This window comes from Desulfitobacterium elongatum (assembly GCF_055378975.1).
Genome location: NZ_AP038772.1, coordinates 3,081,815 through 3,104,128, shown reverse-complemented (window position 1 = coordinate 3,104,128; position 22,314 = coordinate 3,081,815). Strand labels below are relative to the sequence as shown.

General features: G+C 44.0%; 22 protein-coding genes, 1 riboswitch and 1 other annotated feature. Of the genes, 19 read left to right on the top strand and 3 right to left on the bottom strand.

The window, feature by feature from the left end; translation table 11 throughout:
• Positions 1-14: 14 nt before the first annotated feature.
• Positions 15-875: a prephenate dehydratase gene (gene pheA / locus ACZ42W_RS14505; RefSeq protein WP_464166056.1), complete on the bottom strand. Its 861-nt coding sequence runs from the start codon at positions 873-875 to the stop codon at positions 15-17.
• Positions 876-1,129: 254 nt separating this feature from the next.
• Positions 1,130-1,360 (bottom strand) — a binding site (T-box leader).
• Between the two features lie 278 nt (positions 1,361-1,638).
• Between pheA and ACZ42W_RS14500 the strand changes: the two genes are divergently transcribed.
• The 10 genes from ACZ42W_RS14500 (at position 1,639) to ACZ42W_RS14455 (ending at position 11,392) form a co-directional block, all read left to right on the top strand.
• On the top strand, positions 1,639-2,115 hold the full coding sequence (locus ACZ42W_RS14500) for a CYTH domain-containing protein (protein ID WP_464166055.1): 477 nt from the start codon (positions 1,639-1,641) through the stop codon (positions 2,113-2,115).
• Positions 2,116-2,278: 163 nt separating this feature from the next.
• Positions 2,279-4,078 carry an oligoendopeptidase F gene (pepF, locus tag ACZ42W_RS14495; protein WP_464166054.1) on the top strand — a complete coding sequence of 600 codons (1,800 nt, stop codon included), beginning with the start codon at positions 2,279-2,281 and terminating at the stop codon, positions 4,076-4,078.
• Between the two features lie 152 nt (positions 4,079-4,230).
• Complete coding sequence (locus tag ACZ42W_RS14490) at positions 4,231-5,079, top strand: Mrp/NBP35 family ATP-binding protein (RefSeq protein WP_464166053.1); 849 nt, start codon at positions 4,231-4,233, stop codon at positions 5,077-5,079.
• A 36-nt stretch (positions 5,080-5,115) separates the two neighbouring features.
• Positions 5,116-6,366 carry an adenosylhomocysteinase gene (locus ACZ42W_RS14485; RefSeq protein WP_464166052.1) on the top strand — a complete coding sequence of 417 codons (1,251 nt, stop codon included), beginning with the start codon at positions 5,116-5,118 and terminating at the stop codon, positions 6,364-6,366.
• A 225-nt stretch (positions 6,367-6,591) separates the two neighbouring features.
• Positions 6,592-7,500 (top strand): AAA-type ATPase lid domain-containing protein, encoded by a 909-nt coding sequence (locus ACZ42W_RS14480; RefSeq protein WP_464166051.1) that lies wholly within the window; start codon positions 6,592-6,594, stop codon positions 7,498-7,500.
• A gap of 31 nt (positions 7,501-7,531) precedes the next feature.
• The gene (locus tag ACZ42W_RS14475) at positions 7,532-8,176 is read left to right on the top strand and encodes a GNAT family N-acetyltransferase (RefSeq protein ID WP_464166050.1); all 645 of its coding nucleotides are present in this window, start codon (positions 7,532-7,534) and stop codon (positions 8,174-8,176) included.
• Between the two features lie 5 nt (positions 8,177-8,181).
• Positions 8,182-8,778 carry an HD domain-containing protein gene (locus tag ACZ42W_RS14470; RefSeq protein ID WP_464166049.1) on the top strand — a complete coding sequence of 199 codons (597 nt, stop codon included), beginning with the start codon at positions 8,182-8,184 and terminating at the stop codon, positions 8,776-8,778.
• A gap of 15 nt (positions 8,779-8,793) precedes the next feature.
• Complete coding sequence (locus ACZ42W_RS14465; protein ID WP_464166048.1) at positions 8,794-9,069, top strand: hypothetical protein; 276 nt, start codon at positions 8,794-8,796, stop codon at positions 9,067-9,069.
• Between the two features lie 148 nt (positions 9,070-9,217).
• Positions 9,218-9,547 (top strand): HesB/IscA family protein, encoded by a 330-nt coding sequence (locus tag ACZ42W_RS14460; protein ID WP_464166047.1) that lies wholly within the window; start codon positions 9,218-9,220, stop codon positions 9,545-9,547.
• Positions 9,548-10,471: 924 nt separating this feature from the next.
• Positions 10,472-10,615, top strand: a riboswitch (cyclic di-AMP (ydaO/yuaA leader).
• 3 nt (positions 10,616-10,618) lie between these two features.
• Positions 10,619-11,392 (top strand): C40 family peptidase, encoded by a 774-nt coding sequence (locus ACZ42W_RS14455; protein WP_464166046.1) that lies wholly within the window; start codon positions 10,619-10,621, stop codon positions 11,390-11,392.
• Positions 11,393-11,759: 367 nt separating this feature from the next.
• Here ACZ42W_RS14455 and uvrC read toward each other — a convergent pair whose 3' ends face one another.
• The gene (gene uvrC, locus ACZ42W_RS14450; RefSeq protein ID WP_464166045.1) at positions 11,760-13,514 is read right to left on the bottom strand and encodes an excinuclease ABC subunit UvrC; all 1,755 of its coding nucleotides are present in this window, start codon (positions 13,512-13,514) and stop codon (positions 11,760-11,762) included.
• A 164-nt stretch (positions 13,515-13,678) separates the two neighbouring features.
• Here uvrC and ACZ42W_RS14445 point away from each other — a divergent pair, with 164 nt between their 5' ends.
• Positions 13,679-14,239, top strand: coding sequence for a hypothetical protein (locus ACZ42W_RS14445; protein WP_464166044.1), 561 nt, complete (start codon positions 13,679-13,681; stop codon positions 14,237-14,239).
• Here ACZ42W_RS14445 and ACZ42W_RS14440 read toward each other — a convergent pair whose 3' ends face one another.
• Positions 14,240-14,683, bottom strand: coding sequence for a DMT family transporter (locus ACZ42W_RS14440; RefSeq protein WP_464166043.1), 444 nt, complete (start codon positions 14,681-14,683; stop codon positions 14,240-14,242).
• Positions 14,684-14,818: 135 nt separating this feature from the next.
• Here ACZ42W_RS14440 and ACZ42W_RS14435 point away from each other — a divergent pair, with 135 nt between their 5' ends.
• The 8 genes from ACZ42W_RS14435 to ACZ42W_RS14400 all read left to right on the top strand — a co-directional run bounded on the left by ACZ42W_RS14435 (position 14,819) and on the right by ACZ42W_RS14400 (position 22,294).
• Positions 14,819-15,193: a hypothetical protein gene (locus ACZ42W_RS14435; RefSeq protein ID WP_464166042.1), complete on the top strand. Its 375-nt coding sequence runs from the start codon at positions 14,819-14,821 to the stop codon at positions 15,191-15,193.
• A gap of 194 nt (positions 15,194-15,387) precedes the next feature.
• Positions 15,388-16,479, top strand: coding sequence for an aminofutalosine synthase MqnE (mqnE, locus tag ACZ42W_RS14430; protein ID WP_464166041.1), 1,092 nt, complete (start codon positions 15,388-15,390; stop codon positions 16,477-16,479).
• 67 nt (positions 16,480-16,546) lie between these two features.
• Positions 16,547-18,586, top strand: coding sequence for a molybdopterin-containing oxidoreductase family protein (locus ACZ42W_RS14425; protein WP_464166040.1), 2,040 nt, complete (start codon positions 16,547-16,549; stop codon positions 18,584-18,586).
• Positions 18,579-19,841: an MFS transporter gene (locus ACZ42W_RS14420; protein WP_464166039.1), complete on the top strand. Its 1,263-nt coding sequence runs from the start codon at positions 18,579-18,581 to the stop codon at positions 19,839-19,841. The genes ACZ42W_RS14425 and ACZ42W_RS14420 overlap by 8 nt, the downstream gene beginning before the upstream one ends.
• Positions 19,819-20,304, top strand: a complete 486-nt coding sequence (locus tag ACZ42W_RS14415; RefSeq protein ID WP_464166038.1) for a metallophosphoesterase family protein — start codon at positions 19,819-19,821, stop codon at positions 20,302-20,304. Before ACZ42W_RS14420 ends, ACZ42W_RS14415 begins: the two co-directional genes overlap by 23 nt.
• Before the next feature lie 13 nt (positions 20,305-20,317).
• Positions 20,318-20,908, top strand: a complete 591-nt coding sequence (locus ACZ42W_RS14410) for a DUF2103 domain-containing protein (protein WP_464166037.1) — start codon at positions 20,318-20,320, stop codon at positions 20,906-20,908.
• 28 nt (positions 20,909-20,936) lie between these two features.
• Positions 20,937-22,001 carry a hypothetical protein gene (locus ACZ42W_RS14405; protein ID WP_464166036.1) on the top strand — a complete coding sequence of 355 codons (1,065 nt, stop codon included), beginning with the start codon at positions 20,937-20,939 and terminating at the stop codon, positions 21,999-22,001.
• A complete protein-coding gene (locus ACZ42W_RS14400; protein ID WP_464166035.1) occupies positions 21,998-22,294 on the top strand; it encodes an EscU/YscU/HrcU family type III secretion system export apparatus switch protein in 297 nt (98 codons plus the stop codon). Before ACZ42W_RS14405 ends, ACZ42W_RS14400 begins: the two co-directional genes overlap by 4 nt.
• Positions 22,295-22,314 lie beyond the last annotated feature (20 nt).

Sequence of the window (22,314 nt, the reverse complement as noted above, 5' to 3'; positions counted from 1 at the left end):
GTAGCCCCTTGGCTCTAGAACACCGTCTCATTCGTCTTAGCCTTCGGATAAGACCCCAGAAGCTTTGTACTCACATTCTTGTCCCTTAAAGCCCAGAGAGCTTCCTGAATAGCGGGAGAAAAGACGTAGCCATCGACATCGATGAAGAAAACGTATTCTCCCAGCTTTTTTTTTGAGGGTCGGGATTCAATTCGGCTTAAATTAATTTTGCGCAAGGCAAATTCTTGAAGGATGCGATATAAGGATCCAGGAGAATTATCGGTAATGACCAAAAGAGAGGTTTTATCTTCCCCGCTCATCTCGGATAGACTATGCCCGACAAAAATAAAACGGGTGGCGTTGAGCATGATATCTTGAATCTTTTCAACCTGGCAATGCAAATGATAAAGCTCTGCAGCCCGACGTGGGCCTATGGCTGCCCAGTTTTCGCGTACACTTGAAATCTTTCGAGCCGCTTCCGCAGTGCTCAGACAGACGAGCTGCTCGGCTTGGGGAAGATGTGTTTCAAGGAAGTCTCGACATTGTCCAAGAGCTTGCTCATGAGAATAAACACGCTGAATCTGATGTAGTTCCAACGGTTCGGGAGTAATTAAGCACTGATCAACAGGGTGGATGAATTCCCGAGTGATATAGATGTTATCTGTTTGTCCGAGCATATCCATCGTAACACCGACTTGCCCCTCGGTGGAATTCTCAAGTGGAACAAAAGCAGAATCGATGTCCTGGTTATTACAGGCTAAGAGAAGTTTGGGAATAGTGTTAAAAGGAAGGAGATCAATGGGGGGTTGAGAGATTTCAGCATGTGTAGCAAGGAAAAGTTGGAGTGCCTCTTCGGAAAAGCTGCCCTTGGGGCCTAGATAACCAATCTTATACATAGAATGTTACCTCCTTTAATTGATGTGAAGCTTAGGTCGTGTAGCTTCTCGCACATCCGTTCACTCAGCGCTCCAGGGCTGGCAAACTCGCTTCTGTAGGAGCTTCGCCAAACCTTAGGGTAATACCTGAAGTGAACCGGGTGGCTACGCTAGCTAAGGCCGAAACCCTATGACGGCTTTCGTCCTGTGCGAGAAGCTCCGCTTCCGGGTCTTAGGGCTATTTAGGGTAATAAAAAAAGGCTTACTCATCCCTGGTAAGGGACGAGATAAGCCTCGCGGTACCACCCTTTTTGCTGTTAAACAGCCTCTTCATTGGTCCATAATAGAACCAAGCTTTATAACGGAAGCATCCGGCGTTCCCTACTCTATTCAAGAACGCAACTCCAGAGTGAAGGTCCGTTTCCAGTAACCACTAAAGCTTTCAGTCGGTGGCTTTAGTTCCCTGAAGGTCTGGTTCAACGTATGCTCTCTTTCATCGTCTTTGCTTATTTTATAAATCATAATTTTTACAATTATAACAGGAACCAACAGAGATGAAAAGCATTTTCCAAGAATTAGAGTAAAATGTTTTGTGAACTAAAATATTAGTCTAAGTAGAATCGAAAATTTCAAGGTTAGAACTTGCGGAAACGTTTTAAGAACGTTAGAATAAGGAATGGAAGGTTGGGGAACCTTCCTGGGAGATAGGTGGACGAGGTGGCAGAAACAGGCAGTGGTACGTACGCTGTCTGTTTCACTTTTTATCTGATGGGAGTGCGCACGTGTGGCTCTAGAAATTGAACGTAAATTCTTGGTTCGCCCTGAATATTTACCCGATATGGGATCTGGGCTGCGAATGATTCAGGGATACTTATCTGAGGAGCCGTCCATTCGATTCCGAATCGTGAATAGCAAAATAATTTTGACCATCAAACGTCTGAACAGTGATGGAAGCCGCTTTGAGCTTGAAACGGAGAAAGAGCCTGTATCTCTTGAGGAACAAGTGACGATGAAATCACTTGCTCTTTATCCTGTAATCGAGAAAGTTCGTTATCGAATTCCCTATTCCGACCTCACTTGGGAAGTGGATGTTTACCAAGGAGAAAATCTAGGGCTAATAACGGCAGATGTGGAACTCCCTCGTTTGGATTACCCGATAGAATTTCCTGAGTGGATCGACTCGGAATCCGAGATCACAACCCATCCAAACTATTTTAATTCAAATTTGGGCCGATTTCCTTATTCAAAATGGGTTAAGTAAAAGGTAAAATAGAATGAGTAAAGAAGTGGTGTCGAGTCAGTCTGAAAAACTGAATCGACGCGACTTTTTTTTGATTCTTAAAAGTCGTATGGAATTTGGTAATTTTTCCTTCTGCTGTGTATAATAATCAGGTAAAGTATGAGCTCGCACAGGAGGGAATAAAGTGGAACAAGCAAAATTAAAATCTCGTTCGGATGTCCCCGAACAGTATAAATGGCGTCTCGAGGATATTTTCCCCAGTGATCAAGCCTGGGAAGAGGAGTTTGCTCATGTGGAGAAACTTCTAGGTCGTGCAGGAGAATTTAAAGGTCATTTGGGTGATAACGCTGAGACCCTCGTTGCCTGTTTTGAGTGGATGGATCAAATCGGTCAAAGCATGGGAGAAGTCTATACCTATGCACGAATGCATCGTGATGAAGACAATCGGGTGTCGCGTTATCAAGCCATGACCGATCGAGCAGGGGCTCTCTCTGTTAAAGTAGGGAGTGCGCTTGCTTTCATCATTCCGGAAATGCTTGCCTTGCCAGAGGGAACGTTGCAGGAATTCCGAAAAGCGAATTCCAAGATGGAACTGTACGATCACGCTTTAGATGACATCGTGCGTAAACGGGAGCATGTCCTAAGCCCCGCGGAAGAGAAATTGCTCGCGGAAATTGGAGAGCTAGCAGAAGCCCCGAGTACAATTTTTGGAATGGCCAATAATGCGGATTTAAAATTCCCAAGCATCAAAGATGAAAAGAACCAAGACGTCGAACTTACCAAAGGGAATTTCATACAGTTTATGGAAAGTGCAGATCAACGCGTTCGTAAAGATGCTTTTCAGACGCTTTATGAAACCTACCAAAAACAAATCAATACCTGGGCTGCGACTTATAATTCGAATGTAAAGGGAGATGTCTTCTTCGCGAAAGCACGTCATTATCCTTCCGCAATTGAGTCCTCACTGAATGATGATCGCGTCCCACTGGCGGTTTATGATTCTATGATTGAGACCGTACGGGAGTTTCTTCCTGAGATGCATCGTTATGTAAGCTTAAGGAAAAAGGTCTTAGGGCTTGACGAAATTCATATGTATGATATCTACGTACCGATCGTTCCCGAGGTAAAGATGGAAATTCCCTATCAGGAAGCGCTCGAAATGTGTACTGAGGGCCTCAAGCCCTTAGGGGAAGAATATCTTCGAATCTTGAAGGAGGGATTTGATTCCCACTGGATAGATGTCTATGAGAATCAGGGAAAAACGAGTGGAGCATATTCCTGGGGGACCTACCGTTCTCATCCTTTTGTCCTTTTGAATCACCAAGACACTCTGGATTCCATGTTTACAATTGCCCATGAAATGGGACACTCTCTACATTCCTATTTTTCAAACCATACCCAGCCCCACCTTTATGCTGGGTACACCATCTTTGTAGCTGAAGTTGCTTCCACACTCAATGAGGCTCTCGTCATGGAGCATTTGCTGAAGACCACGGAAGATCCGAAATTGTTAGCGTATTTATTGAATCACTACCTCGAGCAATTCAGAGGTACGATATTCCGTCAGACGATGTTTGCTGAGTTTGAGAAGAGGACTCACGCTTTAGTAGAACAGGGTGAATCCCTTACTTCGGAATTATTATCAAGCGAATATCTGAAGCTCAATTCAGATTATTATGGTCCTGAGGTTGTTATGGATCCACAGATTGCTATCGAGTGGGCGAGGATACCTCACTTTTACAATGCCTTCTATGTCTATAAATATGCGACGGGCTTTTCGGCGGCAACCGCTTTAGCACGTAAGATTCTAGATGAAGGCGAACCGGCTGTTGAACGATATATCACCTTCTTATCCAGCGGAAGCTCGGACTACCCTATAGAACTTTTGCGAAAAGCGGGAGTAGATATGGAAACCCCAGTTCCTGTTAGGGAAGCTCTCCAAGTCTTTAAGGGGCTTGTAGATAGGCTAGAAGAACTATTGTAGTCATCATCCTTGTTCGTGGGGGCAAGGGTGTTCTTAAAACGATTAAAAGAGTCTCTTGAAGAGTCTCTTGACAAAGAAGATACTAAAGGACAAAATTGAGGTATATACCCCATAGGGGAATAGCTTGTTCTTTGAAGAAAGGGTGGATATCAATGGGTGAAGCGTGTGGATCTTGCTCTGCTGCAGGTACATGTACGACTGGGAGCTGTTCGACAGAACCTGAGTTAACTGAAGCTCAAAAGGCTAGTCATATCGGCAAAGTCATTGCTGTAATGAGCGGCAAAGGTGGAGTTGGTAAATCCTCCGTCACTGGAATGTTAGCTGTTAGCCTGATGAGACAGGGATATAAAGTCGGCATTTTAGATGCCGATGTCACTGGCCCGAGCATTCCCAAAATTTTCGGAGTAACAGAAAAGGCCAACGTGAACAACGTGGGCGTTATAGTTCCGGAAACCAGAAACGGCATTAAGATTATGTCCTTGAATCTAATGCTTGAAAATGAAGATGATCCAGTGATTTGGAGAGGCTCGATTATTACACAACTTATTCAACAATTCTGGAAGGATGTTGTATGGGGAGAACTGGATTATCTACTCATCGATATGCCACCTGGGACGGGAGATGTGCCCATTACGGTCTTCCAAACGATGCCGATTGCAGGGGTGGTCATTGTATCAAGTCCACAACAATTGGCTGGAATGATTGTGCGGAAAGCGATTAAGATGGTAAGAAGATATGAAGCTACAATCTACGGACTGGTTGAAAATATGGCCTATGTTTCGTGCCCAGATTGTGATCAACGGATTGAAGTTTTCGGGAAACCTAAAGGGGAAGAGGAAGCCCAAGACAGTGAAATCCCCTACTTAGGGCAATTGCCTCTTGATCCCGTCTTATCAAGTCTATCTGATCTAGGTAAAATCGAGGACTATCAATCCGAGAATTTTGATAAGATCGCTGAACGGTTGACTGAAGAAATTAAGAAGGCAGAAGAGAAAAAATAGTAGGATAGGTGGTGTTCTGGCTTCTGCCGGGATGATATGGAATCAACGATAAGAGATATTCAACTTGCTCCCCAAGGTCAACTGAAAATTGAATGGGTTCAAGCTCATATGCCTGTTTTGAACACCTTAAGGAAGGAATTTGAGCGCGAACTCCCGTTTAAAGGAAAAAGGGTAACTATCTGCTTACATTTGGAAGCAAAAACCGCTTACTTGGCAAAAGTGATTCAAGCGGGCGGAGCAGAAGTGACCGTAGTGGCAAGCAATCCTCTATCCACACAAGATGATGTAGTGGCAGCTCTAGTAGCGAGCGGGGTTCATGCCCATGCTTGGCACGGTGCAACAGATGAGGAGTATCATCAGCATATCCATAAAGCCCTTGACTTTAGGCCTGATTATATCATTGATGATGGTGGAGATTTAGTCTCCACGATTCATAAAGAAAGACGTGAACTCTTGGGTAAGGTGCTCGGCGGAGCTGAGGAAACAACCACGGGAATCCTTAGATTGCGCGCTATGGAGAAGAATGGAGAATTGTCCTTCCCCATGATTGCTGTGAATGATGCAGAGATGAAATATTTATTCGATAATCGTTATGGTACTGGACAATCCGTGTGGGATGGGATTATGCGCACAACGAATCTTGTTGTTGCAGGAAAGACGGTGTGTGTTGCTGGCTACGGATGGTGTGGTAAAGGAGTTGCACTTCGGGCTAAAGGTCTCGGCGCCCGTGTGATCGTTTGTGAAGTGAATCCGATTAGAGCCAATGAGGCCTGGATGGACGGGTATGAAGTTATGCCCATGGTTGACGCGGCTCGTCAGGGTGATTTCTTCATTACCGTAACCGGAAACAAAAATGTAATTACTGAAGAGCATTTTAAAGTGATGAAGGACGGTGCGATACTCTCTAACGCAGGTCATTTTGATGTCGAAGTCAATAAAACACAGTTAGAGTCCATGGCTCAAAGTCGTCGTCAAGTTCGTAATAACATCGAAGAGTTCCTTCTCCAAGATGGAAGAAAGATTTATCTCTTGGCTGAAGGAAGGCTCGTTAATCTAGCGGCTGGTGATGGGCATCCTGCCGAAGTTATGGACATGACCTTCGCCTTACAAGCACTTGCACTACACTACTTGGCTACCTTACAGGGGAACCTCGAACCGAAGGTTTATTCGGTTCCTGACGTGATGGATCGAAAAGTTGCGCAACTTAAACTTGATACTCTGGGGTTAAGCATCGATACGCTTACAAACGAACAAGAGCGGTATCTCCAAAGTTGGCAACATAGTTAATCCATGTTCGAATGATTTCAAATCAATGTTATGTAAAGGCCACGGAATGGAAGTTTTAATAACGCCATTCCGTGGCCTTTGATTTTAGAAGCATTCTGCAAGCATTTTCAAGTAAATTATAAAATGTTCTTTAGTTATTACCTGTTATAGTATACAATAGAAATAATTAAATGTATTAGAAGCAGAAATCCATTATAGAGAGACATCTTTTTGAGGGGGATAGATATGCCGACGTACCTGATTCAATCATTGACACAGCAGCCTAACATTATCGGGGAAAGTAAGGGAATACGCCAAGCTTTAGAGGGGTGTAAGAAAGCTGCAAGAGAAAGTGACCCCGTAATGTTTCAAGGGGAAACCAGCACGGGTAAGCTTTTATTGGCATGCTATCTCCATCTTGAAAGCCAGCGCTCAGCCAAACCCTTCTTCATTGTGGATTGCGCCGAGGGGAATGGAATGATCCACAAGATGATTAGCCCAAACTTTGATCTAGACTCATTTAATACTCTGACTGGGGGGTGCATATACTTTCGTGAGGTCACAAGTCTAAGTCTCGACGAGCAGGCACAGCTTTTTGATATTATCCAAGCGTTAGAATCTAAAAACATTCGTATCTTTCTCAGTTCATCGCTCAATGTCCATCTGTTAATGGTGGATAAAGCGTTTGATAAGGGGTTGTATCGCTATGCAAGTCAGTGGGAAATCGCCATTCCTCCTTTGCGTCAAAGAAAAGAAGATATTCTGCCCTTAGTAAAACACTATATACACGTTTTGAATTTAAAGTTAAGGAAGTCCGTTCAAGGTCTAACGCCTCAGGCTGAACAGATTCTTCTGTCCTATCGTTGGCCGGGCAACGTGGAAGAATTGGAACAGGTTATTACTCGTGCTATAATAGTATCGAATGAATCGCATATTACACAACGTCATCTCGCGGAAAATCTCATTTCATCTGATACGGAGGGAGCATTCACTCACGGAGTAATGCCTCTCGAACGCATGGAAGAAATACTCCTGCGAGGTGCTTTGGAGCGTTATGGTTTTTCCCTTGAAGGGAAGAAAAGAGCGGCTAGGGCGTTGAATATTTCTTTAGCTACACTCTACAATAAAGTCAAACGTTATAATCTTAATGAATAATCTTTAAGGTTTTCCGTTAGGGGGACTCATCGTGGAGCAGGTCGATAGGGATCAGGCCGTGAAAAGTCAGTTCATTTCCACATCAGATGGAGAATTGACCATAGTAGGGCCTGTGAAGGCAGAAGTAGTCGCTCAGCTTGCTATGGATGATGGATTGCGTACATTTCGCCCCCCTAAAAGGCAGAAGGAAGCCTTAGAAGAGATTTGTAAGCTACCGGACGGTCGAGTTATTCTCGCTCATGTTGCATCGCGGATAATGGGCTATGTAACCTTTCATCCTCCTGACTCCTTTGAGAGATGGTCAAGAGGCCCACGAGAAGTCTTAGAATTAGGTGCTATCGAAGTGTCCCCGCGAGTTAGACAGTACGGTGTGGGCCGACGACTTCTGGAGGTTGCCTTTTCTGATCCGATCATGGAGAACTACTTAGTGATAGCTACTGAGTACTACTGGCATTGGGATTTGGAAAAGACAGGACTCCGTGTGTGGGAATACCGAGAGCTAATGCGTCGCATAATGTCTCCTGTGGGAATGGTAGTAAAGGATACCGATGAGGAGGAGATTCTTGCACATCCAGCGAACATGCTCATGGCAAGGTATGGAAAGAATCTCCCTAAGAGTTCAATCCTTCAATTTGAAAGCATTTTATATACTAAGCCGGACTCAAGCCGGGGGTGAAATTAGTGATTGAGATTAATCAGGATCCGTTAGGAACAGTAATACAGGCCGTGCAAGGAATATATGCCCGTAAAGATCCTGCCCATGATTTAGGGCATGCACTTCGAGTGAGAGAATGGGGTAAACAAATCTCTGCAAAAGAAGGGGCAGATTCTTTGATTGTTGAACTAGCAGCTATTCTTCACGATATTGGTCGATCGGGAACGGTGGCTAGGACGCATGCTGAAAGTAGCTCCGCACTTGCAAGTGGAATCTTGCAAAAGGGTGGTTATTCTAATTCAGTCATCGAACGGGTGAAAGAGGCTATACTTTCCCATTCTCGTGAGGGATATGAGCCAGGGACTCTTGAAGCTAGAATTTTATATGATGCCGATAAGCTTGATTTCGTCGGACCCATGGGGATGGCACGACTCTTTGCATGGGCAGGCAAAGAAGGAAAGGCTTTTTTTGGTCCTCACTCCGCCGAAGAATTCTACCATGAGCGAGTGTGCCATTATCATGAATACTTATATACCCAGACTGCACGTGATTTTTTTGAACCCCTTTTCAGATTTTCTGAGGACTTTTGGTCTGAATTAGAGAGAGCAAGGCTTAAAATATAATAAGAAGGTTAGACTATGGATATATCTTGTTCTGAAAGGATGGTATATCCATTGCGTTTTTTATGGCGAATTCTTGTCGTTCTTATTTTAGTCTATTTGCTCAAAGGGGTCCTGATATCAGAACCTCAAGCTTATATCGCTTTACCTGAAACAAGGTCTTGGGCACAGCGGATAGAGTGGCAAGCAAACCAAATCCAGAGAGCTGCCCAAGATTTACCGGCTAGCATTGAAGTCGTCATTCGCCGATTGTTTCGTGATGTGAAGCCACATATTGAAGCAAAATCAGTCTGAGCACTACATATTGAAAACCATTCCTTCTCATAACTCATTAATTATGAAATTGATAAATATTTGCTTGTTTGACACTGGTTAGATGACGATGCTATTATCTAAGTGTATGAAAACGGGCCTTCATGGCTGATAAAAAGGAGTGGCGATTATGGTAGAAATTACAGAAACCGCTGCCCAGAAAGTTAAAGAGGTTATGGTAGGTCAGAATAAAGAAAATTCTTTTCTGCGCCTTTATGTAGCCGGCTTTGGCTGAGGTGGGCCGAATTTCGGCATGACTCTGGATGAGTCTAAGAATGAAGAAGACATCGTAGATGAAGGATTCGGTATTACGATTGTAAGCGAAAAGAAAATTTCTCAATACTTAGAAGGCGCAGTCGTTGATTATGTAGAATCTACTTATGGTGGCGGATTTGAGATTAAGACGGCGAATGCAAGTGATTGTGGTTCAAGTTGTGGATCCGGTGGATGTGGATCCTAATCTTCTGATTGTAAAAAGAGAGCTTTTAGGGTTCTCTTTTTTATGTTTTTATGAAAAAAATTTGGATTTAATTCAATTGGATTAAATCCAGCGTTTTATAGCATTGGGGTGAAAAGGTATTCACTTCTTTCCTTAATGCGTTCTTTATCAAATCAATGCGAGTATATGAATACTCAGAGAGCATTTTGCAAAAAACATGAATCAGTGTACACTATATATAGTTTATTCTTCCTTTGAGCTACGGAGCGTTATTCTAGTGCATGAAATGATAGTCGAAGGCGGGCCTAAGAATCCGCCGAGGGCATACCGATGAAGTTCCTGGTGGTGGCTTTCGACGCCCAGTCGAGGGTTGCTGCTGGGAGTTAAGGATTAGGGGGATCCGCAATGGCATGCGGGCGATACCCTTGTCCGTGGAGGCCCAAGTGCGTGGCTTTTTTATAGAGCTACGGCTTGGGGGATGAACCTGCATTAGGAAGGAACTTAGTGCAGTGTAGCCTGCCTTGAGGTGGGGAATTTGGGAGGGCTAAAGGGACTAGAGTGTGTTGGCCGATGCACTTCAAGTTTGCCTGAAATTCTTTTCTGCAAAAGAGGCTAGACTATCGTGGAGCGTTAAGGAAAACTTCTAGAGCGAAAACCAACGAGGATTAAAGTGCGGTCTCAGTGGTGATCAAGTGTTGAGAACTGGTGACAGCTCAGGCTGGGAGAAAAGGGAAACCGCCTATTACCGGGAAACCGAAGGAACCCAGTGGGAAAACCTACTTGACCTAAGCCGCAATATTTATTCGTTGGTATCCTAAGGCTTAAAGGATATTACACCTCTCAATTGAGAGGTGTTTATTTATTTTAAGGACCTATTTTGAAAATAATTTAAATTCCAATATTTGAAAAAGGAAATTATAGATCTTTAGCGAATAGTATTTAAGTAAGTGAGAAATGCTGAATCTAAGCTTAGCTTCTTTGCTTAGAGCGGGGGATCCTTTATTGGGGTGAATCACATTTATGTGTAGGGCTTAACACCTTCTTGCCCGAATCCGTCAACTAACCTCGTAAGCAGTGAAAGGTGGAAATTTCATGGTTTCATCCTCAAGGAGGGTGTGGATGGGTAGTGTAGCGCTGTCAGGCGTATTACTACTGAGTAGTCTTCCAGGTGTACATATGCCTGTGAGTGCTGCTGAGCACCCTACTGACTTGGAGTCAGTACTCCTTAAAGACTCGTCCGGGTTTACAGCACTAACGGTACGCAATAAGCTGATTACTTCAGCAAGTGTAGTTCCAGTAATACAAGAAAAGTCCAGCCCATCGACACAAGTTGTTGCAGCATTAGCAGAGACAGAAGTGACTGCAGAGGTGAAGACTACTGAAGTGAAGTCTCAGGCAATAACTGAAACAAAGGCCGTTGTTAAACCTACAGAGACTGCGAAATCTTCACAAGCGCCTGCTCAGGTAGCTAGCATCTCTACAACCTCTCAGGTCTCGCGTGGTGGAGATTCCTCGGGAATCGTAAAAAATGCTCAGAGTTTACAGGGTATTCCTTACGTTTTTGGGGGAACGTCTCGTAATGGGTTTGATTGCTCTGGGTTTACACAGTATGTATTCAAAGGATCAGGAATTAATTTGCCACGGGATTCATACTCTCAGTTTGATGCAGGAACTGCAGTAAAGAAGGACCAGCTTCAACAAGGAGACTTAGTATTTTTTTCGACGTATGCCAAAGGAGCTTCTCATGTCGGAATTTATATCGGCGGTGGAAGTTTCGTCCATGCTTCTAATAGTGGAGTAAGGACAACGAGCTTATCGGATAGTTATTATTCGGCTCGTTATGTAGGAGCAAGAAGAGTTCAGTAATTGAAGTGTTTGACCGGACATTGGAAAAGAAGGAGTAGCGTTTACGCTACTCCCTTTTTTTAGTATGGGGCATTTACTTAAAGCTATTTAGAAGACGAATAGAGACCCGAAAGCTACACGACCCCAATCATTCATATTGGTGCTGCTTAGCGATATCTAGCAAGGGAACCAAGGAACGGGTCTATAGTTCGAACATTCTCCTCCAGGTTCAGCCGTTGTCATATTGTGGATATATAAATCTGTCTTTTGGCAGTGCCGTGTTCTCTTGTGATAGCATTCCCGGCAAAGCTCTACACGGTAATTTAGAATCATGGTGATTCTGCTCCTTAATATTGTTATCTATCGAAGGGGATAAACACGAGAGAATTTATTTATTTCGAAAGTGCTGATAAACGGCTTCTGCGATATGGATAGGGAGTCCTGCACTCTGAAGTTCTTCCAAACTCGCCTTGCAGATGGTCTCAGTCGCTTTGAAATGGCGTAAAAGCTGTTGGCGTCTCTTGGGACCCACACCAGGTATTCCATCCAATTCAGAAAGCGTCATATCTTTGGAACGTTGTTGACGATGGAAGGTAATCGCAAAACGGTGGACTTCATTTTGTATCCGCTCCAGTAAACGAAAGCTCGGAGAACTTCGTTCGAAAAATAGGGTTTTTCCCTCCTCGTTAAGGAGCCCTGAAGTTTGGTGTCTATCATTCTTGACCATTCCAGCGACAGGCAGAGTGAGGTTTAAGGTTCGTAAGGCCGCTTTAGCTGCATTGATCTGCCCTTTGCCGCCATCGACCAAGATGAGGTCAGGTAGTGGCAATTCTTCACGGAGGAGGCGACTATAGCGCCGCTCAATGACTTGATGCATCGAAGCGGTATCGTCCATATTAGGCATAGGTTGAACTTTGAATTTACGATAATTACTCCGGTTGGGTTTTCCATCAAGAAATTGGATCATACCCGCTACGATATGAGTGCCTGCAATATTTGAAATATCAAAGGATTCGATGATTCTTGGAAAAGAAATCTTTAGGCTTTCTCCCAATGCGTTGAGGGCCTTTGAACTCTCCTCAAGTTCCCGCGCTTCAATAGTGATTTGTTCATGCAAGGTCGTTTGGGCATTTCCCATCGCCATCTCTACCAGATCCCTTTTTTGTCCCTTTTGCGGAATGATCATCGGGAATAATTTGGCGAGTACTGTAATATCGATGGGAGGAAGAAGGATTTCCTGCGGGAGGGTGTTTTTCTCAGTATAGAATTGGGCCAGGAAGGAGATGAAGGCTTCTTCGGGTTCTTCATAATAGGGAAAAATGAAGTTATCACGTGAGAGCAGTTTCCCTTGGCGAAGATAGAAAATCTGAATGCAGATTTGATCTCGGGTCGTGGAATATCCGACAACATCTCGATCCACAAAGTCATTGAGGGTAATATTTTGTTTTTCTCCGACTTTTTTGAGATCTTCGATTAAATCCCGATATTCTTTAGCCCGCTCAAATTCCAAACCCTCAGCCGCTTGCTGCATCTTTTTTTCGAGTTGTTTTAGAATGCTCCCTTGATCACCCTTGAGGAAGGATGTAACCTCTTTGCGAATTTGTTCATAGGAATGTGTTGGGACATCCTCGATACAAGGGCCTAAGCACTGGTGAAGATGATAATAAAGACAGGGCTTGGAAGGAATTTGTCGGCATTTTCGGAAAGGAAATAATCGATTGAGTAGTCGAGCTGTTTCTTTAGCCGCTGTCGCATTAGGGTAAGGACCAAAAAACTTTCCTGAGCCTTTTTTCACTTGACGGGTAACGAGTATTCGAGGATGGGATTCTTCCGTGATTGTAATATAAGGATAGGATTTATCATCGCGAAGCAAGATATTATATTTTGGATCGTATTTTTTGATTAAATTACACTCTAGGACTAAAGCTTCGACCTCGGAGTCTGTAAGAATCGTTTCGAAGTCGCAGATCTGACTAATCATCACTTGGGTTTTACCATCATGAGAACCTGTAAAATAGGACCGAACTCGGTTCTTAAGAATCTTTGCTTTCCCGACATAGATAATCCGTCCGGAAGCATCTTTCATGAGATAGACTCCCGGTTTCTCAGGTAATAGGCTTAATTTTTGCCGAAGTATCTCCATTAATGCACACCTCGGTATTATTCTAGTTGCTGTGAAGCTTAGATGCAAGTCGCTTGATGATTGGAGTTTCAAAACTCCCACTGAAGTAAGTTTACTTTATAACATATCAGGCCTTATTGACTCGTATATTAATCTAAGACATTGATCTTAAAGGAGGGTTAATTATGCCGAATTCATGGGGGCGGCCTCCACGGAACGATATATGGCAAGATTTCCAGGCGTTAGCTTTTTGGGTACTTATCATTGGGGTTGCTGGCTTTATCCTATTTCCGAATTTCTTTAGTGATGTCTATACGCGATTGACAGACCCCACCGCTCAGATGGTCGATTCAACGTCAGGCTCCTATGATCCTAATCTAAACCAGAGTACCTATAACACGTATAACACGGGAACGTATGATACCGGAAACTCGTCTGGAATCCTATTCCCCTCCGGATATTCTAATTCGAATTCAACGACTTCATCACTGTATAATTTGGGAAATGAGGTATCCACAGGATACTGGGTGATTTTTGTAGCGGATGGAGCATTCAAGCAACTCTCAGTAACGAGTGAATCCTACACTTTTCTTTTACGCCTCATCGAGAAGGATAAAAGTGGGGAAGCAAAAAATTCTGTAATTCTAGTGTCGAACGGTCAAATTCGAAAGTATGTCGTTACAGAAGAGATCTATACCATTATTACCAGTATGGCAAGTATTGATACAAGGTCAAAGACAAGTTGATTAGTCAAATAATAGTTTAGCTCCAGCGGCAAAAAGAAGCAGACCAAGAATCTGCCATGGATTCCAGGAAAGCTTTTCTGCTCCGAATAAGCCGAGATGATCAATGATCAGTGCGGCACCTACTTGGCCAATGATAATGGCTGTAGTGGCATTGCACACACCGATCTTTGGAATACTCAAGGCGACCAGACCAACGATGACTACACTGAGAATTCCACCTAGATAGAGATACCACGGAATGGTGAGCCAGTGAACGTTAAACACAGGGACTCGTGCAACGACTACAGCCAACAAGGCGACCACCGTGCCGATAAGATGAACTACTAAGGTAGCTGCCAACAACGAGGTTTTTTGATAAAGCCCGGAATTGAGCGTTCCCTGAACGGCCATCGTAATTCCCGATATGGCAGCAATTAAAGAAGGCATTGATAAAAATTTGCTCATGTAAACCTCCTATATAAATTTTGATTGAAATGGACAAGTTCTCCAAGTTCGTCAAGAAGTAGTTCGTATTCGATTTTCATCAGAAGGGGAAAATGATGATGTAAAGATATAAAAAAAGAGAAAAGAGGTGGCGTCGTGGAAATCGACTACAATCTAGTGCAGCGGGCCCAGATGCTACTTACTCTTGATCACCCACTCACACAAGTCCGAGATATTCTACTACGCGAAGGGTATCCTAATGATCAGGTTGACGAATTGATTGACGCTACAGAAGAGGTGTTAAATTACTTAGTTCCTCCTGAGTACGATGAGAATAAAATCGGCATTGATATTCTTCACCCAGGAGAGAAAGTAGAGGGAAGAAAGCCAGGTGTGGACATTCTCATTGACAAAAATTCTGGAAAACTCAGCTTAGTTACTCCACAATATCAGGAAACGTGGAGGGTAGCTAACGAGGTGAGAAAAGCAATCAAACAGCAACGGGCAGTTCTCAATCATCACTTTCACTGAGGCACACTCTCTTTTGAGGCGGGGCAAAAAGGCAACGCCTTTTCCCTTTTCATTCTTTATTCTTTTCTTCTATACCCTAAATTATGTTATAATTTCAAAAGGGCTTTTATTGAGGAGACGGCCGCGGCTTACCACACCAGAAGTAGGTTCCTTTATCTTCAATGTTTTTACTTCAAGGGAAGAAGGGTTTAAATATGACGATTGTAAGTGGGCTTGAGCCTATTCAGGAAATGTTAGACCAGGGTATCCGGCTAAATCGTGAAGAGGGTCTAAAGCTTCTCCAAACGACCAATATGCTTGGCCTGGGTTATCTTGCCCATGAGGCGCGAAGAAAGAAAAACGGCGATTTCGTTTATTTTAATAACAATGCCCATATAAATTACTCCAATGTCTGTAAGGTAAAATGTGGTTTTTGTGCTTTTGGAAAGGATCCCGAGGAGAAAGGATCCTATACAATGGATGTAGAGGATGTCGTGGGTCGAGCAGAACATTTTGCTTCACTCGGGGCAACTGAAATTCATATCGTGGGTGGAATTCATCCAGAGCTACCTTTTTCTTATTATATTGATGCAATCCGTAAGATTAAGGAAAGGGTTCCCCATGTGAGTTTGAAAGCATTTACAGCAGCGGAATATGATTATTATGCCGAGCTTGAAGGAGTACCGGTCGAAGAAATTTTAACCCGTATGAAAGAAGCAGGTGTGAGCTTTATTCCCGGTGGAGGAGCTGAGAATTTCAGCCCTCGTGTTCGAGAAATTATCTGTCCAGGAAAGCTGAGTGGAGAACGGTGGCTTGAAATCCATCGTAAGGCTCATCAACTGGGGATTCCCTCAAATGCCAATATGCTCTTTGGAATCATTGAAACAGATGAAGAGATTATCGATCATCTTCTAGCTTTAAGGGAGTTACAAGATGAAACAGGTGGGTTTTATGCCTTGATACCCACTGCTTTTCATCCTAAAAATACGAAATTCGAAAATATAGTTCCGGCGAGTGCAGTACGTATACTTAAGATTATTGCTGTGTCCAGACTTATTCTTGATAACTTCAACTATATTAAAGCCTATTGGATTGCCTCAAGCCCTCAAGTTGCTCAAATGGCCTTAACCTTTGGAGCCAATGATCTTGATGGGGTGGTTCGGGAAGAAAAAATATATCATACGGCAGGAGCATCGACTCCTCAGATGCAAACCGAGCAGGAACTTATTCGGCTGATTAATGAATTAGGGCTAACTGCAGTGGAGCGTGATACATATTATAATGTGTTAAAGACGTATAAGCCTTAAGTATCTTGAGCGCATCGCAAATAGGTGGTGCGTTTTCCTATAATTTTTTGGGGGGAGGACAAAGACAATGGACGTCAAATATTCAGTGTGCCCACATGATTGCCCTGATACATGTGCATGGCGCGTAGAGCTAGAGGAAGGGAAAATCCTTCGCATTGCGGGAGATTCAGAGCATCCAATAACCCAAGGGGTAATTTGTGAGAAGGCTAGGTACTATCCGGAACGTGTATATGGAAAGGATCGTGTACTCTATCCAATGAAACGCTCAGGCCCAAAGGGCAGTGGAGAATTTCGACGGATAAGCTGGGAAGAAGCCTTTGAAGAAATAACGAGCCGATGGAAATCCCTGATCGCAGACCATGGTCCAGAGTGTATCCTTCCCTACTCCTACGCTGGGACTGAGGGAATGATCAACAAAGCAAGCATGGATCGACGTTTCTTTAACCGATTAGGGACTAGTCAGTTAGAAAGAACGATCTGTTCAGCCGCCGGCAGCTTAGGCTACCAGCTCGCGTATGGGGAAGCTAAAGGAGTTAACCCTCTTCAAACCGAAGAAGCACAACTCATCATCTTTTGGGGAATTAATGCCCTTGAGACAAACCTTCATCAAGCCTTATTTGCTGCTCAGGCACGGAAAGAGGGAGCAAAAATCGTTGTCATTGATGTCCATCGTAATAAGACAGCTCAATGGGCAGACGAATTTTATCAAATCTTACCCGGTTCGGATGGTGCTCTTGCCTTAGGATTAGCACATGTCATTTTGAGAGACGGTCTTGAAGACTCTAATTGGGTGAAAGAAAACATACATGGATTTGAAGCGTTCAAGGAATCCGTTCTCAATTATTCGCCAGAACGAGTAGCCCAAATTACAGGATTAAATCCTGCAGATATCGAAAAGCTAGCCTATGACTATGCAGCAACACGACCAAGCCTGATTCGTATCGGGAACGGACTTCAGCATCATGATAATGGAGGAATGTCGACCTGGGCGATTGCCTGCCTCCCTGGATTAACGGGAGCTTGGCAGGACAAGGGCGGAGGGCTTATTAAATTTAATAGCGGTTACTTTCAATTTGACCGTAATCGAATAGAAAGACCAGAGTTATTAACGGGAACACCACGAATGGTGAACATGAATCAGTTAGGCAAGGCTCTAACGGAAGCTCAACCTCCGGTCTATTCACTTTTCGTCTATAATAGTAATCCTGCTGCAGTCGCACCGGAGCAAAGTAAAGTGCTTGACGGGCTTAAGCGGGATGATTTATTTACCGTGGTCCATGAACAAGTGTGGACAGACACAGCACGCTACGCGGATCTTGTATTGCCAGCGACAACACATCTTGAGCATTCTGACTTGTATATGAGCTATTGGCATGGGGTATTGCAGTGGGCTGACCCTATCATATCTCCTCTGGGCGAGAGTAAGTCAAATATTGAGCTCTTTCAAGAATTGGCTCGACACATGGGCTTTACCGAACCCAGTTTCCAGGATTCGACTGAGGATATCGCAAGGGAAGCTCTGGATACTCCTTTTTGGAAAGATCAAGGAATTACACTTGATCGCTTGAAGAACGAACGCTATATTTCTTTGGAACTCCCTGAACTTCCTTATGCTCAGGGTAAGCGGGTCACCCCAAGCGGCAAAATCGAGCTATACAGTGAGCGCTCTTTGAAGCTCAGTCTTTCTCCTGTACCTGTCCATATTCCGTTAGTTGAAGGACCAGAATGTGAAAATCGAGAGTATCCCCTGACGTTGATATCCCCTCCACACCATGGTATTCTCAACTCAACCTTTGGGAATCTACCCAGTATTTCAGAACGTTCAGGAGAACCCTATCTAGAAATTCATCCCAAGGATGCTAAGAAACGCTCGATTAAGGATGAGGACATCGTGATTGCTTATAATTCACGAGGAAAGTGTGTCTTAAGGGCAAAGGTGATGGAATCCGTTCTTCCTGGAGTCGTAGTAGCTCCGGGAGTATGGTGGTTAGACAGCTATCAGAAGGGATCGGGAGTAAATGCCTTAACCCCTGATCGCTTGTCTGATATGGGGAAGGGTGCTACCTTTTTTTCGAATTTAGTGGAGGTAAGAAGGGCGAATGACTAGAAGGCACCTTAAAATTTTTCAGGCATTCCCGGCCTTAACTCATTCATCTTTTCGATGGTTTTGGGGCGGTCAAATGATATCCTTGATTGGAACCTGGACACAGAACATAGGGCAAGCCTGGTTAGTATTGCAACTCACCAATTCCCCCTTTTTACTGGGCTTAGTTTCTGCCATGCAATTTGCTCCTATGCTTTTGTTTTCTCTCCATGCGGGGGCCTGGATCGACCGATTACCCAAACGACGCATCATTATTGCTACACAAGGCACTTTTATGATCTTAGCTTTCACGTTATCTTTCTTAGTTGGCACAGGAACAGTTCAGTACTGGATGCTCCTCGTGATGGCGTTCATTCTGGGAGTAGCCAATACAGTGGACGTGCCAGCTCGCCAATCCTTTGTTATAGAATTAGTAGGTCGAGAACATCTCACCAATGCGATAGCCTTGAATTCGGCCATCTTTAATGCAGCTCGCTTAGTCGGCCCGGCGATTGCCGGGATGATTATGGGAATTTGGGGACCGATGTGGTGTTTTTTAATCAATGGCGTAAGTTTCATTGGTGTTCTCATCATATTGATTTTTATTAAGGCTATACCGCGGGGCGTAGAACCAAAAACTAAGCAGCAGGGAGCGCTCTGGCCGGAAATTAAAGAAGGACTTAGCTATATACGAAGAACTCCTCAGATACTGGTGACCATGCTTATGGTCGGCTTTTTAAGCACAGTGGCCATGAATTTTAATGTCTTAGTCCCAGTTCTAGCTAAGTTAGAGCTTCAGGAAGAAGCTTTAGGCTTTGGCTTGCTCATGAGTACGCTGGGATTTGGTGCACTGATTGGAGCCCTGACAGTGGCGATACGAAGCGGAAATGGACCACAGCCCCGCTTGCTATTTACGGGTGCACTGGGTCTTAGTGTTTTTTCAATCTTGACTGGATTTCAGAATCAGTATGCCTATATATCACTTATGCTGGCCTTGATGGGTTGGTCGATGATTGTATTTTCTGCTTCCGCAAATTCTCTGATCCAACTTACCGTTGAAGGGCGTTTCCGGGGTCGAGTGATGAGCGTATATTCTTTCGTCTTTGGCGGGATGACCCCCTTAGGAAGTGTCTATTCAGGGACTCTCTCCCATTGGTGGGGAGCAAGAAACACCTTTATTATTAGTGGTGTTTTATCGATTCTCTTCTTGGTCGGGATATTTTATTTGCGAAGATATTATCTAGGGAGGGAAAAACGTGCTGATCGCCGTCCTATCTGATACCCATTTGCGTGAAGGTCGAGCCTTACCCACGAAGGTCTGGGAATCTTTGGAGGGGGTAGATTTAATTCTACATGCAGGGGATGTTCTGAATCCGGGAATTTTAATGGACCTTAAGGCCATTGCTCCAATCGAAGCCGTGCGGGGGAATTGCGATGGGTGGGAATTGGCCAGTTTGCCCGAACGCAAAATAATTACCTGTGAGGGAATTCGGATTGGCTTAACCCATGGAGCTTACGGAGTTGGAAGGACAACGCCCGAAAGAGCACTTCGCGCGTTTGAACCCAGTTTGGTGGATCTCATCGTCTTTGGACATAGCCATGTGCCCTATATGGAAAGGCATGGCGAAGTAGTATTGTTTAATCCAGGGTCTCCTACGGATAAACGTAGAGAACCCAAATTTTCAATGGGTTTGATTAACGTTCATGATTCGGAATTCGAAGCTCAGCATATTTTCTTCTAGAAAAGGTGAAGTCATGAAACATCGGCGAAATAAAGTAAAAAGGGAACATGGAATCATTCAGGATGCTTTAACCTGGCTAGAAGAGCTAAGTCGAAGTCCAGAAGTTTCAGATATCATTCCTGGGGTGATCGAGGTCAGCCGCTCACCTGAGCGAGGGATTAACTATAAGTATGAGACTCAGACGGGATGTAAAATCCTCCTAAAAAGCAATGGTTCAATTCAGGAGGCCTTTGTCGTCACGAAACGTCCGGATCTCGTTCGACAATGGGTGGAGAACCGCTTCCCAACAGTTATCGATAAACAACCCAGCGAAAAAACCGAGAAAGCTGAAAAAAGAAACGGACCGAAACTCCTCAAAAAATCTTATAGTCAAACTCATGATAATCTCGATTCAGAAAAGGACGGATCCCAACCCAGGAAGCGACCTCATAGATCAGGTTCAAAGAGTAAAACTCGTTCAGAAAAAGGGTTAGAAAAGAAATACCTGGATATGGAGGATAAGGATTTACCAAGTCTGGGACAAAGAATTAATCCTAATACACGGCAGGCTTTGAGAGCCTTACAGAAAAATCTTAATCCACCGAATACCCAGAGGAAGAAATGACTTCACTTTCGTAGGGGGAGTTGGAAGGATGGAATTACAGGGTATAGGACCCTCGTCATTTCCGTTTAAGGATATTGGAATACAGATAGGGCAAAAAATTCTCATCGAAGTTTTGAGTCGTGATGTGAGTGGTAAGGCTCAAATTCGTATCGCAGGGCAAGAAATATCGGCATTACTGGAAATTCCCGTTGAAGCTGGAGACAAGTTTTGGGCTGGGGTACAGAAAATAGATGAAAGTGGCGTTCTACTCGTTCGTGAAAAAGAGCTTAACCAACCCATTAAACTCTCCATAGATCAACAGGGAATGGAACGATTAAACGTTAGTAGAGGAGAATTCGAGGAGCTAGAACTCACCCCCATGTTAAAGCAGGTTTTGGAAAAAGGCTTAAATCAAAATACAAATGATGGGGTTGGCTCTTTTTTCCAAGACATTGTACCTCAATGGTCAACACTGGGAGAAAAAGATGGGTACAAGCTATTGGCTCAGTTAATCAGGGGATTTGGTTTTGACTATGAACGTAGAATCAGAAACTTAGGAAATTTACCTCAAGAAGAGCAAATCAAGGAGCAGGTCGATCTCAGCAAGACCTTGAAGGGAATCTTACTCTCCACATTGAGTAACGAGTCTGAAGCTGAGGGTAAATCTCTTCTTACCAACCTTCTGGAGCGCTTGACAGGGCAACAAGTCTGGCTACAAGGCACGTCTCCTGAAAGTCCCTTTTACCTCTTAGAATTCCCTATCCGACATGAGGGTGAAGTCTATGCTCAACGGCTAGCCATAAAGGCAGCCCGTAAGGGGAAAAAAGTCGATCTGAGTCATTGCCGCGTGGCACTTCATGCTCAAGCCCCTACTCTGGGAGAGATCGGGATTGAAGGATGGTTATATGAGGGACAGCTTACCCTTAAGGCCCTCAGTGAAAATCCTGGACTTCTCTCGAATTTGATCGAGGAAAATTTCTCAGCTGCACATGAACAGTTTAAACGATTGGGTATTCATCTACATCCAGTGAGTGTGGACTCTTTGCGTACGGCGGAAGAATTCCATCGTTTTTTGCGTGGGGAATTAAGAGAAGGGGTGGATTTCCAAGTATGAAGGAAAAAGCCGTCGCACTTGCTTATGATCAGGCAGGGGCCCCAAAGGTTGTAGCTAAAGGTTCCGGGCACATTGCTCATAAGATCATCGAACATGCCCTGGAGTATGGAATTCCGATTCAGAAGGATGAAATGCTTGTCGAGACCCTTCTCGAAGTTAATCTAGGAGAGGAAATCCCCCCTCAGCTTTATCAAGTGGTAGCCGAACTTTTGGCCTTAATTTATCGATTGGATCAAAGCGCAAAAAAATTGGAGCATAAGGTGGAGGAAAGAGAGTCACACTATAAGGATTGATTTAATCTAATGTCAAGGGG

Excerpts from the sequence above, each read along its gene's own strand:
- pheA (WP_464166056.1), bottom strand. The coding sequence starts at position 875 with ATGTATAAGATTGGTTATCTAGGCCCCAAGGGCAGCTTTTCCGAAGAG.
- ACZ42W_RS14490 (WP_464166053.1), top strand. The coding sequence starts at position 4,231 with ATGGGTGAAGCGTGTGGATCTTGCTCTGCTGCAGGTACATGTACGACT.
- ACZ42W_RS14485 (WP_464166052.1), top strand. The coding sequence starts at position 5,116 with ATGGAATCAACGATAAGAGATATTCAACTTGCTCCCCAAGGTCAACTG.
- ACZ42W_RS14480 (WP_464166051.1), top strand. The coding sequence starts at position 6,592 with ATGCCGACGTACCTGATTCAATCATTGACACAGCAGCCTAACATTATC.
- ACZ42W_RS14465 (WP_464166048.1), top strand. The coding sequence starts at position 8,794 with ATGGATATATCTTGTTCTGAAAGGATGGTATATCCATTGCGTTTTTTA.
- ACZ42W_RS14455 (WP_464166046.1), top strand. The coding sequence starts at position 10,619 with ATGGTTTCATCCTCAAGGAGGGTGTGGATGGGTAGTGTAGCGCTGTCA.
- uvrC (WP_464166045.1), bottom strand. The coding sequence starts at position 13,514 with ATGGAGATACTTCGGCAAAAATTAAGCCTATTACCTGAGAAACCGGGA.
- ACZ42W_RS14445 (WP_464166044.1), top strand. The coding sequence starts at position 13,679 with ATGCCGAATTCATGGGGGCGGCCTCCACGGAACGATATATGGCAAGAT.
- ACZ42W_RS14440 (WP_464166043.1), bottom strand. The coding sequence starts at position 14,683 with ATGAGCAAATTTTTATCAATGCCTTCTTTAATTGCTGCCATATCGGGA.
- mqnE (WP_464166041.1), top strand. The coding sequence starts at position 15,388 with ATGACGATTGTAAGTGGGCTTGAGCCTATTCAGGAAATGTTAGACCAG.
- ACZ42W_RS14425 (WP_464166040.1), top strand. The coding sequence starts at position 16,547 with ATGGACGTCAAATATTCAGTGTGCCCACATGATTGCCCTGATACATGT.
- ACZ42W_RS14420 (WP_464166039.1), top strand. The coding sequence starts at position 18,579 with ATGACTAGAAGGCACCTTAAAATTTTTCAGGCATTCCCGGCCTTAACT.
- ACZ42W_RS14410 (WP_464166037.1), top strand. The coding sequence starts at position 20,318 with ATGAAACATCGGCGAAATAAAGTAAAAAGGGAACATGGAATCATTCAG.
- ACZ42W_RS14405 (WP_464166036.1), top strand. The coding sequence starts at position 20,937 with ATGGAATTACAGGGTATAGGACCCTCGTCATTTCCGTTTAAGGATATT.
- ACZ42W_RS14400 (WP_464166035.1), top strand. The coding sequence starts at position 21,998 with ATGAAGGAAAAAGCCGTCGCACTTGCTTATGATCAGGCAGGGGCCCCA.